A 13,367-nucleotide genomic window follows, 5' to 3' on the forward strand; every position below is an offset into this window, starting at 1 on the left:
AATTTCCGTCAGCGTTCGTACTCGAGGTCTCGATCTTCGTCCCGCTCTCGGTCATCGTTCCGATCCCGCTCTCGGTTACGCTCCCGCCCTCGAGCCCACTCCTGTGCCCCCTCGAGCGTCTCGGTATCCAGTAGCTGCTCGAGTTTGCGCTCGAACTGCTCGTCGGTCAACTCGCCGGCGGCGTAGCGTTCGCGAAGCGTCTCGAGGGCGTCACGTGTGTTCGTTCCGGAGTCGGTCGCCGTCGTCTCGGGTTCCGAAACCGTCTCCGATTCGTCCGTGCCCACGTAGTCGTCGGCCCATTCCCGCTGATCCTCCTCGTCGCCGAACAGGATCGCAACTAACGGCACGACGGCGACGTAGCCGACGAGCAACGCGGCGAGCCACCACGACTGGCCCGTGAACATCGCACCGAGCCAAAACGCCGTCACGAGCAGCGACGCGATTCCGGTCGCGTTCTCACGGAGGCGGGTTACCGGGGTATCCGCGTCGCGCTCGCGATCGGGCCTCTCGATCGCATCCATAGGGAATCCATCGTTCGGCTACCGGAAATACGTTATCGGCTCGAGGTGTTACTAAATCAGTCGCCAGCACTCCATTACTCAGACACAGTCGTAGAGGACGAGCAGTCCAGTGAACGCTATCCGTATCGGCCGTCGCCACTCCGTAAGCGCGTCGGTTCCGTGGAACCACACCAGAATCACGAGGAACGACCCGACGCCAGTCAGCGCGAATGCGCTGCCGACATAGAACGACGCGACCGGAGAACCGTCGGAATCGCCACGCTGAGTTCGACGGCAATTCGAGAGCGCCGTCGCTAGTGGACTGTGGACGACAGAGGAGAGCGAAGCGTTACGCGAGCGTCTCGCCGAGCGCCTCGAGTGCGGCCTCGCGGACCGCATCGCGTGCGCCGGGCAGGAACTCGACGTGACCGTCGCGGCCGCCGACGACGCTGACACCGCCGTTCGGTACTGCTTCGGCGATCGCATCGCCGAGATCGCGCACGTTCACGGGTTCGGTCGCGCGGACGTGCAGTTCGTCGTCGCCGACGCCCAGCGTGACGTACGGCGGATCGGCTCGATCGCGCTCGCTGCGGTGGAGCGCGTCCAGCAGCAGGATCGTCGTCGGGAAGTTGTATCGGTGCGTGAACGCGTCCGTGTCGAGCACGGAGACGGTCACACCGTCGAGCCCGCGAACCGTGAGGTTCTCGCGGGCCGTCTCGAGTTCGGTCTCGAGCTTGTCGCGGAACTGCTCGGAGACGTGGGCGGCCAGATCGCCGTCTCGAGGTCGCGCCGACTCGTCGTCGCCGAACAGCAGGTCGATCACGAGTTCGCGCTTGTCCTTGTAGGACTGGTAGTAGGCCTCGAGCGCGATGGCTTCGCGCCGTTCGGAGACGCCGGTCTCGTCGTAGCCGGCCTCGGTCGCGAGTTCGAGGTAGTCCTCGGGCGTGTTCTCCCAGTAGCTGACCGCGGGGAGGTGCTCGAGGTCGTCGCGAACGTCGTCGTTGACGTGTGCGGCGACATTGGTCGCCAGCGCGGTTGAGGTGACGTCGGTGACATCGGCACCGGCCAGCGACGGCGCGACGGCGACATCGACGGCGTCGCCGACCTCGTCGTCCGCTCGGCTGTCGTCGATGACGACCGAGTCGGCGTCGTACAGCGAGAGCAGTTCGTAGCCATCGGTGGACTCGATCGTCGAGCCGGCGTCGACCAGAACGACGAGCGGGAGTTGCTCGCCGTGACGGTCACGAGCCTCGAGCATCGAGGTGACGTCGCTCGTCGCGGCGTCCATGTCGTAGACGCGGCCGTCGAGCGGACGGCGCTCGAAGTAGTGGTACTCCGCGTCCTCGCGGGTGTGTTTCTCGCGGATCAGCGGGAGGACGGCGCGCTCGATGGCGGCACCGGCGACGTAGCCGTCGGCGGTCGCGCCGTGGCGAACGACGACCGGTCGCGCCTCCATGACGGCGCGGCGAATCGCGGTCGCCGCGTCGGCGACCTCGTCTTCGACGGCCGCTACTGCCTCGTGATCGGCCAGCAGCGCGACATCGGCTGGACGCGCCTCGCGTTCGATCGCGCTCTCGAGGCGGTCGACGATGGTCTGTTCGTCCTCACCCTCGAGAATATCGAGGGATTCGGTCTCGACCTGCAGGTCGCCGTGGTGACGTTCGACCTCGCCTTCCAGCGCGACGACGTCCTCGAGTTCGACGTCCGGGTAGGCGCGAACGCCGGCCTCCTCGAACGCCGCACACTCGACGGTTCCCGTCTCGTCGCGCAGTTCGAAGACCGTCGGACCGCTGGTCTGGCGAACGCCGGTGATCTCGCCCTCGAGGCGGACAACGCTGCCGACCTTGTTCTCGATCGACTCGATGGTCGTTCGCTTGAGCGCTGGCTCCGACTCGGACTCGGGTTCGGCGTCGGCCGCGTCGTCGGTCGCCGGCGTCGATGCGGCGGCGGACTCCGTCGCGACGGAACCGCCGCTCGTGACGGTGCCGGCCGCTTCCGCGGCCGCGGGTTGCCCGTCGTCGACTGACTCCGTCTCGGGTTCCGATTCGGGCTCGGTGTCCTCGGGGGCCGCCTGCAACTCGCCCGCCTTCGCCGCTCGGTCGTCGGTGAGCTCCTGGTCGCTCCCGTCGCTCGTCGCGGCGGGCGACTCGTCAGGCGTCTCGGTGGACGACTCCGACTCGTCGGTCGTCTCGGTCGTCGTCTCAGCGGACGACTCATTGGCGTCAGCGGACGCCCCGTCGGCGTCGTCCTCGAGCTCCTCGGGACGGTATTCGTCGTCAGCAGTTTCGATCAGTTTGCCGCGGAACTCGCGTTCGCGCTGGCGGATCGACCAGCCGAGGTCGACGTTGCCGTTGTCTCGAACGTCGAGCACCTGGACGAAGACATCGTCCCCTGGTTCCCAGTCGAGACTTTCGAGTCGTTGGTCGAGTTCGCTTCTATGCAACAGGCCGGTGACGTGGTCTCCGATGTCGACGAAGACACCGAAGTCGGCGTAGCCGTCGACGGTTCCCCGATAGTAGCGATCGGGGGTGAGCTGTGAGGCGGTCGTGCCGCGAAATTCGAAAACAGCATCCTCCTCGTGGCTCTGACAGATCTCGCCGTCAACGGGTGTGCCGCAGATGATACAGTTACCCATCTACTCGAACCAAGCAGTTTCGCCCTAAAACGGTTGTCGGAATGCGTTCGCGAGACGAGTCGCGATCGTGATCGGGATATCGGGCCGCCGTCAGTCGAAAACCGGCGAATCCTCCTCGAGCGCCTCGATATCGTCGACGATTTTCCGAACGTCCTCCGGGAACAGCGAGACCTGAATCTCGTTGTCGTCCTCGTCCTCGAAGACGAGTTTGACGCGCTTGTCGCCGAACTCCCTCGCTTCAGCGGAGTCGACGTCGAATAGTTTGACCGTCGCCGCCTTGTTGTTCGGACCGACGTTCTTGATCGCGCCGTCGTTCAGCTCTACCATGAACTCCTCGAGCGTGAGTGCGAGCATAGCTCGAGTACGGGCCAGGGGTAAAAAACGACACGGCATTGCCGGTCACGACGTGCTGACAGCGAGCCGGCGTTGTCGTCCGTCGTGATAGGTCGCCGACCAGTGGTCTCAAACCGCCTGGAAATCGCAGCAGGGTCGTCGACCGCAACGGACGGGCAATCGACCGGACCGCGATCCCAGACCGCATGCGTGGTGTGTCAATTCGCGTGCGGCCTTCAATCGTTGCGATAGAGCCCGTATAAGGGTTGGTGATCGTATACGTCTCTTGCAGGCCGTCGAACGGTCATTGACGTTCGACCCACCGAAGCGGGACACCCGATCCGCCGAGGTACCGACTCCCGAAACGGGACCCGATTCACCGGACGCGGACCGAGTCGCGGCGAACGACGGATCGTTCGCCTCGGCCACTTTTAAGTCGCCATCGCACGAACGCCTCGAGTGGTATGGAACTTACCTGGCACGGCCACTCGACGTGGTACGTCACCGTTGGGGAAACGACGCTACTGATCGACCCGTTCTTCGACAACCCGAAGACGGACCTCGAGCCGGCCGACGTCGACACGCCGGAGTACGTGCTGTTGACCCACGGCCACGCGGACCACATCGCCCACGCGGGCGAGTTCTCGGACGCGACGCTGGTCGCGACGCCGGAACTGACCGCCTACTGCCAGGAGGAGTTCGGCTTCGAGGACGCCGTCGGCGGGATGGGAATGAACCTCGGCGGCACCGTCGAGTGCGGCGACGCGTACGTCACGATGGTTCGCGCCGACCACACGAACGGGATCATGACCGAGAACGACGCGAGCGGTGGGATGCCCGCCGGCTTCGTCGTCTCGGATACGAAGCCGACACAGGTCAGCGACGAAGAGTCGACGGCGTTCTATCACGCCGGCGATACCAGCCTGATGAGCGAGATGCGGGAGGTCGTCGGCCCGTATCTCGAGCCCGATGCCGCCGCGGTGCCGATCGGTGATCACTTCACGATGGGGCCGTGGCAGGCCGCCGTCGCCGTCGACTGGCTCGACGTCGACCACGCGTTCCCGCAACACTACGACACCTTCCCGCCGATCGAGCAGGACCCTGAGGACTTCGCCAGGGAAGTTAAAGCGACGGGTAGCGATACGGAAGTCCACGCCCTTGAGGCCGACGAGCCGTTCGAACTCGAGCCCTGATCGCGACTGTCAACCGTTGCCGCTTTTCGGTAGCGATCACCGCTATTTCTGTCGACTGCTCGCCGTCAGTTCCGTCAGCTGTCCGCCGCGATTTCGTCAACCGACCGGATCGTCGCGCTCGCGAGAACAATATTTACAGCGCCGCCCGTGGACGACTCGACTGCCATGGCGAAAGAAGTCACCACCGTCTCCGAGGAAGGGTACAGCGCGACGAACGAGATCCGCGACTTCGAGACCACGATCGACGCGAACGGCGAGGAGGCTCCCGACACGCTCGAGACCGTGCTCGCGGCCTACGGCTCGTGTTACGTCCCGGCGCTGCGCGTCGGCGGCCAACAGCGCGGGGCCGACGACCTCGGACGGATCGAGATCGAGACCAGCGGCGAACTCAACGACGACGACAAACTCGAGTCGGTCCAGTTCGATATCAGCGTCGAGGCCGACGTCGACGACGACACCGGCGAGGAGATCATCGAACGCGCCTTCGAACTCTGCAAGGTCCACGACGCGCTGAAGGAGAGTCTGCACGCCGACACGAGCTTCGAGGGGAACGCGTTCTGAGAGCAGCCTGAAGCCCTCGATCCACAACACTCGTCGCACGCGTTCCACGTTTCGAGGGAGGTGGACCGTCGCTCGAGGGCTCCAAGATGAGTGCTCACTCGATCGCCGGTCGCCGGTCGCTCGAGTTCGAACAGCCGGCCATCGCGACCGACCTGCCGTCGGTTGATGGTGCTGCCGCTCCTACTGCATGGTGAAACGACATGCCTGAAACCTACACTACGGTCCTCGATCGGATCGTCGACGGGACGACGGCAGTACTCCTGCTCGAGGCCGACGAGACCGTCGTCGACGAACTCACAGTCGCCGTCGAGGAACTGCCCGATGACGGCCGGCACGAGGGTGCCGTCTTCGACGCGACTGTCGACCGAGACGCGGGGGAGTTACTCGAGGCGACCTACCGCGAGGAGGTCGAACGAGACCGGCGGGAATCGGTACGGAAACGATTCGATCGACTCTCCGAGCGATTGTCCGACGAGGAATGAGAGCGGCGGGGAGTGGCTGTCGGGTACGAAAGGGGATACCGAACTGTGGGTGGTTCGGGGGGATGACATGGCGTCACGACGCGATCCAAACGGATAGTTCCGTGTCGCCACGTCTCGGGTTTCACGGACGCCGTATTAGCCATGATGCCAACGTGTATTGGTATCGTGACGAAATTCCGTTCCACCAACAGGATAGAGACTGGAACCGAACAAGGAGGGACGTTACTGTCGGTGAGCCGATTCAACCGTTCAACCATCTGTGGCCGATCACCCGTAGCCCGTCCGCACGATCGACCACTAACACAACGAAGGCTGCCGCCACACAGCCTCCGCGGTTCGCACAGCCTGCAACGGGCGTCGCGTCGGACCCGATGGTCACCTTCAAGACCGTTCTCGAGACAGAACGGGTATGCTCAGATCGTTCGACGGCACGGAACCGCAGGTCGCCGACTCCGCGTACGTTGACGAGGCCGCAGTCGTCATCGGCGACGTCATCATCGAGGACGAGGCCAGCGTCTGGCCGAACACCACGCTCCGCGGCGATCACGGCACGATCGTCGTCGGCGAAGGGGCCAACGTCCAGGACAACGCCGTTCTCCACGAGACGGCCGAACTCGAGCCCCACTCGACCGTCGGTCACAGCGCAATCGTCCACGACGCGACTGTCGCCGAACGCGCGCTGGTCGGGATGAATGCGGTCGTCCTCGACGGCGCCCACGTCGGTGAGGGAGCGGTCGTCGCCGCCGGCAGCGTCGTCACGGAGGGCACCGAGATCCCGCCGTCGACGCTCGTCGCCGGTGCGCCCGCGGAACCGAAAACCGAGATCGACGATCCGGGCCTCGAGGCGACGGCCGATCGATACGTCGAACTCGCGAAAGAACACGCGGAGACGTCCGAACGACTCGACGACTGAGGCAGTCGGCTTAGCTGAATTGACCGCTACTCTCGTCGTCAGCGCCCGAGCCGTAGACGACCTCCCGAACGTCGTCGACGCCCGCACGCCGGACCACGGCCCGGACCGGCTCCCGCGCGCCGGCGAGGTTGTCCGAGTCGCCGTCGAGAACCAGCAGCCGAGCCTCTCGGCGGGGTTCGAGCAGGCCATAGTCGAGGCCGGCGATCTCGGCACCGTTGATCGTAGCCATTCGGAGGATCTCGTCGGCCGGTAGCTCGGAGAGCTTGGCGAGGAACTCCATCTCGCGGAACATCGACGGCGAGTTGAGCATCACGTTGTCCGTCCCGAGCGCGAGCGTCGTCCGCTCGTTCAGGTCCGCGTAGGGCGACAGTCCGACATCGGTGACGAGGTTCGAACGGGGACAGACGACGATCGGAATCTCGCTGTCCGCGACCCGGTCCAGATGGACCGGCTTCGGGTGAACCATGTGGACCAGAAAGTCCGGCTCGAGGTCCAGCGCCGGGTTGATGTCGCTCTCGTCGACCTCGCCGGCGTGGATCCCGAAGGGCTTGCCCGCCTCCCGGGTCGCCGTCCGTTCCCGGTCGAAGCTGTCGTCGTTCGCCCCGCTCGCGCCGAAGCCGTCGCCTGCGCGCATCGCATCGACGGAGCCGCGCGCGAACGAGAGCGCGTCGATCTCGCGGCCGTCCGCGGCCGCCTCGAGCATCCGAACGCCCTCGACGCCGCCCTCGCGGAAGTCCAGACAGGCCGCCGTCCCGGCCCGTTGCATGAACCCCAGCGACCGCTCCATCGCGCTCACGAGCTCGTCGCGGGAGGCCGCCCGGAGCAGCCGGTGTTTCAGCCCGTCCGGCGGGGCGACGAGTTCCTCGAGCGAGAGGCCGCCGCCGGCCTCCTTGGCGATCGAATCGCCAATGTGGGTGTGGGCGTTGACGAACGCTGGGAGGATGATATCGTCGCTTTCGACCGCCGTTTCCTCGATGGCCTCGATGCGGCCGTCGTCGTCGATGACCACCCGTCCCTCGACGGGGTCGAACTCGCGGCCGCGGAGAATCGTTCCCGTTCGTTCCATACGAGTCAGTTCGCGGCCAGTGCCTTCAACGGCAACGGTTTCGTGGAGCGGGAGTCGAAAATCAGGTTGACTCGTCGTCGATCTCGAGGGGTTCGAACAACACGGCGATCAGGCCTGACAGGGCGAGCAGGAGCAGTCCGACGACCGGGCCAGAGACTGATCGGTCGACGGCTTCGATTCCGATAAAACCGCTCGCCCAGCCGACCAGTGCGACGGCGATCACAGTCGCTGCAACGAGCAGTGTCAGGATCCTGAAGACAAATTTACTCATCACGTAGTTCTCGTCATCGACAGGGGATAAGCCGCGAGCCTGAATTGGCTACCCCGATCCGCCCACGCTCGAGCGGTCGGCAGCTACCGAAGTGGCCCGCCTCATACGGTCTGCTGTAACGATTTCTCGGCGCTAATCGCAGGGTAGTTCGCGGTTGCGCCGGAACTGACTGACAGTAGGCTGCCTCAATCGACGAACTGATCCAGCGTCGCATCCATTCCGTTCCGGACTTCGCTGACCAGCGCGCCGTCGATGTCCAGCCCGAGGACGTCGACGGCGACCCTGCCGACGCGATCGCGGAGCTCCGGCGGCGAGTAGATCCCGAGTCGCCACTGGGAGTACTGGGCCGCCCGCAGCGCCTCGACCAGCGGCGACTGCTGTCCTAGCTGACGGATCTCACCGTTGACCATCACGCGCGTCGTCGACTCCGTCATCGAGGGACGACTCGGGACGTCGAGAATGACGTGTGCCGGATCGAGATCCGCCCGATCGGCTATCTCGCGTTCGAACTCTCGAATCGTCTCGTGGTCAGCCTCGATGATCCCGCCCGGGACGTCGTCGATCTCGGCCCACACCGCCCGCTTGAACAGGTCGCGCTGATCCAGCCGCCGGGAGAACTCACCGGTCGCCTCGCACGAGCGCAGTGCGGCGATCAGGTCGTGATCGTCCATCCGCTGGAGCGTCTCGGCGTCGACGTCAGTCGCGGGTGCGTCCAGCAGCCGTTCGCCGGCCCGCCGAAGCATCGCCTTGCTGATCCGGGCGACGCTGTGGCTGTAGACGGTCGGGTTCATCAGCGCCCGAGCTACCAGCAGGCTCTCGGCGGTCTGGACGTTCCCCTCGGCGAGGACGAGTTCGCCGTCCGCAAAGGTCAACTCCCGAACGAGGCGGCCGTGATCGATCGTCCCGTAGGGCACCCCCGTGTGGTGGGCGTCCCGCACCAGGTAATCCATCCGATCGACGTCGAGTTCGCCCGAAACCAGCTGGCCGAACCGGCCCTCGCCGGCGACCAGGTCCGCGACTCTGGCCGGCTCGAGATCGTGCGCTCGTAACACCTCGCCGACTGCCCCCTCCGAAAGCAGTTCGTGAACGTCGTCGTGGTATCGGCCCGTCCGGCGGTGGGTCAGCGCCTCGAGGTTGTGGCTGAAGGGACTGTGACCCACGTCGTGGAGCAGGGCCGCGGCGTGGATTCGCTCGGCTTGCTGCCCGTCGACGTTGAGTTGCTCGAGCGCTTCGCAAGCGAGATGGTAGACGCCGAGGCTGTGTTCGAAGCGAGTGTGATTGGCCGACGGATAGACCAGCGAAACGGTCCCGAGCTGGCTGATGTTCCGGAGTCGCTGCACCGCGGGCGTATCGAGCAGGTCGCGAGCGACGCCGTCGATCTGAATGTGATCGTGGACGCTGTCCTTGATGACCTTCATTAGTTGCTATTGGGCGGGTTCGTACAAAAACGGTCGTCCGAGTGACGGCTCTCGAGTTGCGTATCCCGGCTCAAATACTACCGGTGTGGCGGTACTACGTTTGAGCGAATAATGACTGACCTGACGATTCCCCCCGACGCCGACACGGACCGGATCAAAGCGCTCGTTCAGGATCACGTCGAGATCGGCGATACCGTCGAGGTTCGCAGCGAAGAGCGAACGGAAGACCACCAGACGGCCGTCACCGGAGAGGTAACGGGCATCGAGCCGGGGCACCTCGAGATCGACGGCCAATCACTCAACAACGGCAGCGTTCGGTACGACGAGATTCACACGGTGTCCACAATCGAGTCGACGTAGGCGAGCGCGTCGGATCCGATCGGTCTCGAGCGCGTAGCCAAATCGGGCTCAAGCGCGCGTAGTCGAATCGCGCTCGACCAGCGATGTGCGCTCCGCCCGCAGCACGCTCACTCGTTGACGAGCAACAGCTTTCCGCGGAAGTCCCCGTTCTCGCCGCGTCGGTGTGCGTCGGCGGCCTCGTCAAAGGCGAAGCGCTCGTCGATATGTGGCGCGACCGCGCCGTCGTCGACGAGGCTCGCAATCTCGGTGAGTTCCTCGCCGATGCGCTCCTGTCGATCGCCGAGGAGGACCGGCAGGATAACGAGTACGACGCCGAGTTCGAGGGAGTTGGCGTGCATGGGCGCGAGATCCAGTCCCTCGGCCGCGCTCGATTCGGTCGTCACGACGCTGCCGTAGGGCCGGACCGCCTCGAACGCCGTCTCGAGGTGGTCGTCTCCGACCGGATCGACGACGACGTCGAAGCCGGCACCGCCGGCGTGCTCGTCGACGTACGTCTCGACGTCCGTGTCGGTGTAGTCGACCGTCGCGTCGGCACCGAGTCGCTCGGCGAACTCGCGCTTGTCCTCGCTCGAGCCGGTCGCGGTCACGGTCGCGCCGAACGCATCGGCCAACTGGACGGCGATGTGCCCGACGCCGCCGCTGCCGCCGTAGACGAGCACGTCCTCGCCGCCGTCCACGCTCGCCTTGTCGGTGAGCAGTTCCCACGCGGTGAGCGCGACGACCGGGAGGGCGGCGGCCTCCTCGAGCGGGATCGACTCCGGTGCGTGCGCGAAGGTTCCGGCGTGGCCGACGACGTAGTCGGCGAGCGAGCCCTGTCGGCCCGCGCCGCCGGGCATGCCGTACACCTCGTCGCCCTCCGCGAACGCCTCGACGTTCTCCCCGACCGCGTCGACGACGCCCGACACGTCACAGTGGAGCGTCGCCGGGAGTTCGGGAGCGAAGTCGGGCAGCGCGCCCTGTCGGATCTTGTAATCTACGGGATTGAGACTGGACGCGTCGACCGCGACGCGGATCTCGTCCGGTCCGGGTTCGGGGACCTCGAGGGTCGTCTCAGTGAAGACGTCCGGATCGCCGTACTCCTCGATAACGTAGGCGGTCATCTCCGAAGCCATAGCGAGTCGTCGTTGGGTGGCCAGCCGGGAATACTCGACGCCTCCGGCGATCGGCGAGCGCGAGTGGTGTCGTCGCTGAGGGTCCCGCAGTTAGCGATCCTGTTCCCGTTCCCGTTCGTAATCACGTTCGAGCGGTTCGGTCCGAGTCGCGTCGTCCCGCGTCTCATCGACTATCGCAGCGTCCGTCGTCATCTCGTCGACTGACCCGGAACCGATCACATCGTCCGGAATCTCGTCGACCGCCACGAGTCGCTCGAGTCGGCGTTCGAACTCCGCGTCGTCGATCTCCCCCGCCGCGTAGCGGCGTTTCAGTTCCTCGAGCGGATCCGATTCGGCGTCGGTCTCGCCGTTGCGCGTCGCGTCCGTCGCCTCGTCGTTCTCGAGCAGTAACGCGACCTCCTCGCCCCAGAACAGCAGGATCGGCGTCAGCAGGAACCACCCGACGATCGAGATCGCGCTCGCGAGCGCTCCGAGGCCGGCGGCTCCGGTAATACTCGCCAGTGCGAACGTCAGGATCGCCACCAGTAGCCAGCTCTCGTTGGCGATGAATCCCCGAATCCTGTCGTCCATTCCCACCGTGCTATTCTTAGCGGAGCTACAAAAAATCCTGTCAAGCGCTGAGTGTCGGTTGGGCGTCGGAACGCGATCTCGGCCTACTCGAGGCTGACCCACTCGCCCCGCTCGTCGCTTCGTTCGATCGCGTCGAGCACCTGCTGGGCGGCGAGTCCGTCCTCGAAGTTCGGTTCGAACTCGTCGCCGCTTTCGACCGCGCTGAGGAACTCGTAGTTCTCGTGGACGAAGGTGTGCTCCCAGCCCAGCACGTGGCCCGGCGGCCACCAGTGATCGACGTAGGGGTCGTCCTCGTCGGTGACCAGGATCGTCTCGTAGCCGCGGTCTCCCTCGCGGAGTACCTCGAGTTCGTTCAGCCGCTCGAGCGAGAATTTCAAGCTCCCCTCGGTGCCGTGGATTTCAATCGTGTGGTCGTTCTTGTGGCCCGCCGCGACTCGCGTCCCCTCGAGCGATCCGACGGCACCGTTTTCGAACTCGAGTTGCGCGGTGTAGGCGTCGTCGACGGTGACGGGACGGGTTTCGCTGCCGTCTTCAACTGGCCGCTCGTCGACGAACGTCTGCAGGTGACCGCTGACCCGTTCGATCCCGCCCGAGAGGTCGTCGGACCCGACGAGGAATCGCAGGAGGTCGACCGTGTGCGAGCCGAGATCGCCGAGCGCGCCCGAGCCGGCCATCTCCTCGTCGTTGCGCCACGACCACGGGGCCTCGGGATCGACCAGCCAGTCCTGCAGGTAGCGCCCGCGGACGTGACGGATCTCGCCGAGTTCGCCCGCCTCGAGCAACCCCTTCGCGTACCGAATCGCGGGCACGAACCGGTAGTTGAACGCGCAGCCGGCGGGCACGTCGTCACCCGCCTCGCGCGCCGTCTCGGCCATCACGTCGGCGGCCTCGAGCGTCGGCGCGAGCGGTTTTTCACAGAAGACCGGCGTCCCCGCCTCGAGCGCAGCGACCGACGGCTCGCGGTGGACGTGGTTCGGCCCGAGGTTGTAGAAGACGTCTACGTCGTCGACGACGTCTCTCCACTCCGTCGATATCGAGTCGAAGCCGAGCCGTTCGGCGGCGTCCGACAGCGCCGATTCGTCGCGGCCGACGAGAACGCTGCGTTCGATTTCCGGTGCGTCCGGGAAGAACATCGGAAGCCGCGCCATCGCGTTCGCGTGTGCTTTGCCCATGAATCGATAGCCGAGTACGCCGACCTCGAGTGTCATGGCCGGTCGTTCATCGGCCCGGTAGTTAGCGCTTTGGCGTGATCGTCGATCGGTTCCGATCACATTGATCAGTTTCGCGGCATACGATAGCGTTTCACACCTGTGGACCCTCACGACGTACCGGTGGGAAACCGATGACCGTCACAATCGATCTCGACGAAGCGGACAGTATTCATCTGACTGAGACCCTCGAGCGACGGCCGCCCGATCAGCTCGAATTCGCCATCGAGGGAACGCTCACAGTGACCGAGGCGCTGCTCGCCGAGTTCGAGGGCGCGACTCTGGATCCCGTCCGAATCACGGTGTCGACCGACGACTCGGACCCCGTCGAAATCGACCTGACGGGACCCGCGACGCTCCGCCTCGAGAACGCCGACGTCGGCGTCGCGACTCCGGATGCGGACGACGTTCCCACCAGTCTCGACGCGCTTCGCACGTCGGCGGGCGACGACTTCGAATCGATCAAATCGCCACCCGACGTGATCGCGTTTACCATCGAGGGCGTGATCCAGGACGTGCCGACTGCGACGCTCGAGGTGATCGCGGACGAGACCCCCGAGATCGAGTCGGTGACGTTCGCCGTCGAAGAGTCAGTCAGAAGCGACGGCGGGTCGGGCAATGACGTGATCTTCGAACTCACCCTGCTGGGCTACGGTATCGTCGTTCGACGCGACGGGACGATCGTCGTCGGGTGTCACGGGTCCCCGCCCGATATCGATCTTCCCTGACACCTTCGCTCGAGGGA

14 protein-coding genes and 1 pseudogene are annotated in these 13,367 nt (G+C 65.3%); 6 read left to right on the top strand and 9 right to left on the bottom strand.

The window, feature by feature from the left end; all coding sequences use genetic code 11:
* Nucleotides 1-8 precede the first annotated feature (8 nt).
* The 3 genes from HYG81_RS21695 to HYG81_RS21705 all read right to left on the bottom strand — a co-directional run bounded on the left by HYG81_RS21695 (nt 9) and on the right by HYG81_RS21705 (nt 3,489).
* Nucleotides 9-521, bottom strand: coding sequence for an SHOCT domain-containing protein (locus HYG81_RS21695; RefSeq protein ID WP_180841773.1), 513 nt, complete (start codon nt 519-521; stop codon nt 9-11).
* A 328-nt stretch (nt 522-849) separates the two neighbouring features.
* On the bottom strand, nt 850-3,135 hold the full coding sequence (locus tag HYG81_RS21700) for a DHH family phosphoesterase (RefSeq protein WP_180841774.1): 2,286 nt from the start codon (nt 3,133-3,135) through the stop codon (nt 850-852).
* Between the two features lie 90 nt (nt 3,136-3,225).
* Entirely contained in the window at nt 3,226-3,489 is a 264-nt protein-coding gene (locus HYG81_RS21705) for a hypothetical protein (protein WP_180841775.1), read from the bottom strand.
* Between the two features lie 443 nt (nt 3,490-3,932).
* Between HYG81_RS21705 and HYG81_RS21710 the strand changes: the two genes are divergently transcribed.
* The 4 genes and pseudogenes from HYG81_RS21710 (at nt 3,933) to HYG81_RS21725 (ending at nt 6,617) form a co-directional block, all read left to right on the top strand.
* Nucleotides 3,933-4,661 carry a metal-dependent hydrolase gene (locus HYG81_RS21710; RefSeq protein ID WP_180841776.1) on the top strand — a complete coding sequence of 243 codons (729 nt, stop codon included), beginning with the start codon at nt 3,933-3,935 and terminating at the stop codon, nt 4,659-4,661.
* 165 nt (nt 4,662-4,826) lie between these two features.
* The gene (locus HYG81_RS21715) at nt 4,827-5,222 is read left to right on the top strand and encodes an OsmC family protein (protein ID WP_180841777.1); all 396 of its coding nucleotides are present in this window, start codon (nt 4,827-4,829) and stop codon (nt 5,220-5,222) included.
* Nucleotides 5,223-5,422: 200 nt separating this feature from the next.
* A complete protein-coding gene (locus tag HYG81_RS21720) occupies nt 5,423-5,704 on the top strand; it encodes a DUF3006 family protein (protein ID WP_180841778.1) in 282 nt (93 codons plus the stop codon).
* Nucleotides 5,705-6,075: 371 nt separating this feature from the next.
* Nucleotides 6,076-6,617 (top strand): annotated as a pseudogene (locus HYG81_RS21725) (gamma carbonic anhydrase family protein).
* Nucleotides 6,618-6,627: 10 nt separating this feature from the next.
* On the opposite strand, the gene HYG81_RS21730 reads toward HYG81_RS21725, so the two are convergent.
* The 3 genes from HYG81_RS21730 to HYG81_RS21740 all read right to left on the bottom strand — a co-directional run bounded on the left by HYG81_RS21730 (nt 6,628) and on the right by HYG81_RS21740 (nt 9,372).
* Entirely contained in the window at nt 6,628-7,683 is a 1,056-nt protein-coding gene (locus HYG81_RS21730) for an amidohydrolase family protein (protein ID WP_180841780.1), read from the bottom strand.
* Between the two features lie 61 nt (nt 7,684-7,744).
* Complete coding sequence (locus tag HYG81_RS21735; RefSeq protein ID WP_180841781.1) at nt 7,745-7,954, bottom strand: hypothetical protein; 210 nt, start codon at nt 7,952-7,954, stop codon at nt 7,745-7,747.
* A 185-nt stretch (nt 7,955-8,139) separates the two neighbouring features.
* Nucleotides 8,140-9,372, bottom strand: coding sequence for an HD domain-containing protein (locus tag HYG81_RS21740; RefSeq protein WP_180841782.1), 1,233 nt, complete (start codon nt 9,370-9,372; stop codon nt 8,140-8,142).
* A gap of 111 nt (nt 9,373-9,483) precedes the next feature.
* Between HYG81_RS21740 and HYG81_RS21745 the strand changes: the two genes are divergently transcribed.
* Entirely contained in the window at nt 9,484-9,732 is a 249-nt protein-coding gene (locus HYG81_RS21745) for a hypothetical protein (protein ID WP_180841783.1), read from the top strand.
* Between the two features lie 107 nt (nt 9,733-9,839).
* Here the strand turns inward: HYG81_RS21745 and HYG81_RS21750 are convergent, their stop codons facing one another.
* From HYG81_RS21750 to HYG81_RS21760, 3 genes are all read right to left on the bottom strand, one after another.
* Entirely contained in the window at nt 9,840-10,844 is a 1,005-nt protein-coding gene (locus tag HYG81_RS21750; protein WP_180841784.1) for a zinc-binding dehydrogenase, read from the bottom strand.
* Nucleotides 10,845-10,934: 90 nt separating this feature from the next.
* Nucleotides 10,935-11,414, bottom strand: a complete 480-nt coding sequence (locus HYG81_RS21755) for an SHOCT domain-containing protein (protein ID WP_180842953.1) — start codon at nt 11,412-11,414, stop codon at nt 10,935-10,937.
* Nucleotides 11,415-11,497: 83 nt separating this feature from the next.
* Nucleotides 11,498-12,622: a Gfo/Idh/MocA family protein gene (locus HYG81_RS21760; RefSeq protein WP_180841785.1), complete on the bottom strand. Its 1,125-nt coding sequence runs from the start codon at nt 12,620-12,622 to the stop codon at nt 11,498-11,500.
* 134 nt (nt 12,623-12,756) lie between these two features.
* Between HYG81_RS21760 and HYG81_RS21765 the strand changes: the two genes are divergently transcribed.
* Nucleotides 12,757-13,350 (top strand): hypothetical protein, encoded by a 594-nt coding sequence (locus tag HYG81_RS21765; RefSeq protein ID WP_180841786.1) that lies wholly within the window; start codon nt 12,757-12,759, stop codon nt 13,348-13,350.
* Nucleotides 13,351-13,367: the final 17 nt, after the last annotated feature.

The sequence above is a fragment of the Natrinema zhouii genome (assembly GCF_013456555.2).
Lineage (GTDB): Archaea > Halobacteriota > Halobacteria > Halobacteriales > Natrialbaceae > Natrinema > Natrinema zhouii.

Bases quoted from the DNA above. Each gene is read 5' to 3' on its own strand.
- HYG81_RS21695 (WP_180841773.1), bottom strand. From the start codon at position 521: ATGGATGCGATCGAGAGGCCCGATCGCGAGCGCGACGCGGATACCCCG.
- HYG81_RS21700 (WP_180841774.1), bottom strand. From the start codon at position 3,135: ATGGGTAACTGTATCATCTGCGGCACACCCGTTGACGGCGAGATCTGT.
- HYG81_RS21705 (WP_180841775.1), bottom strand. From the start codon at position 3,489: ATGCTCGCACTCACGCTCGAGGAGTTCATGGTAGAGCTGAACGACGGC.
- HYG81_RS21710 (WP_180841776.1), top strand. From the start codon at position 3,933: ATGGAACTTACCTGGCACGGCCACTCGACGTGGTACGTCACCGTTGGG.
- HYG81_RS21715 (WP_180841777.1), top strand. From the start codon at position 4,827: ATGGCGAAAGAAGTCACCACCGTCTCCGAGGAAGGGTACAGCGCGACG.
- HYG81_RS21720 (WP_180841778.1), top strand. From the start codon at position 5,423: ATGCCTGAAACCTACACTACGGTCCTCGATCGGATCGTCGACGGGACG.
- HYG81_RS21730 (WP_180841780.1), bottom strand. From the start codon at position 7,683: ATGGAACGAACGGGAACGATTCTCCGCGGCCGCGAGTTCGACCCCGTC.
- HYG81_RS21735 (WP_180841781.1), bottom strand. From the start codon at position 7,954: ATGAGTAAATTTGTCTTCAGGATCCTGACACTGCTCGTTGCAGCGACT.
- HYG81_RS21740 (WP_180841782.1), bottom strand. From the start codon at position 9,372: ATGAAGGTCATCAAGGACAGCGTCCACGATCACATTCAGATCGACGGC.
- HYG81_RS21745 (WP_180841783.1), top strand. From the start codon at position 9,484: ATGACTGACCTGACGATTCCCCCCGACGCCGACACGGACCGGATCAAA.
- HYG81_RS21750 (WP_180841784.1), bottom strand. From the start codon at position 10,844: ATGGCTTCGGAGATGACCGCCTACGTTATCGAGGAGTACGGCGATCCG.
- HYG81_RS21755 (WP_180842953.1), bottom strand. From the start codon at position 11,414: ATGGACGACAGGATTCGGGGATTCATCGCCAACGAGAGCTGGCTACTG.
- HYG81_RS21760 (WP_180841785.1), bottom strand. From the start codon at position 12,622: ATGACACTCGAGGTCGGCGTACTCGGCTATCGATTCATGGGCAAAGCA.
- HYG81_RS21765 (WP_180841786.1), top strand. From the start codon at position 12,757: ATGACCGTCACAATCGATCTCGACGAAGCGGACAGTATTCATCTGACT.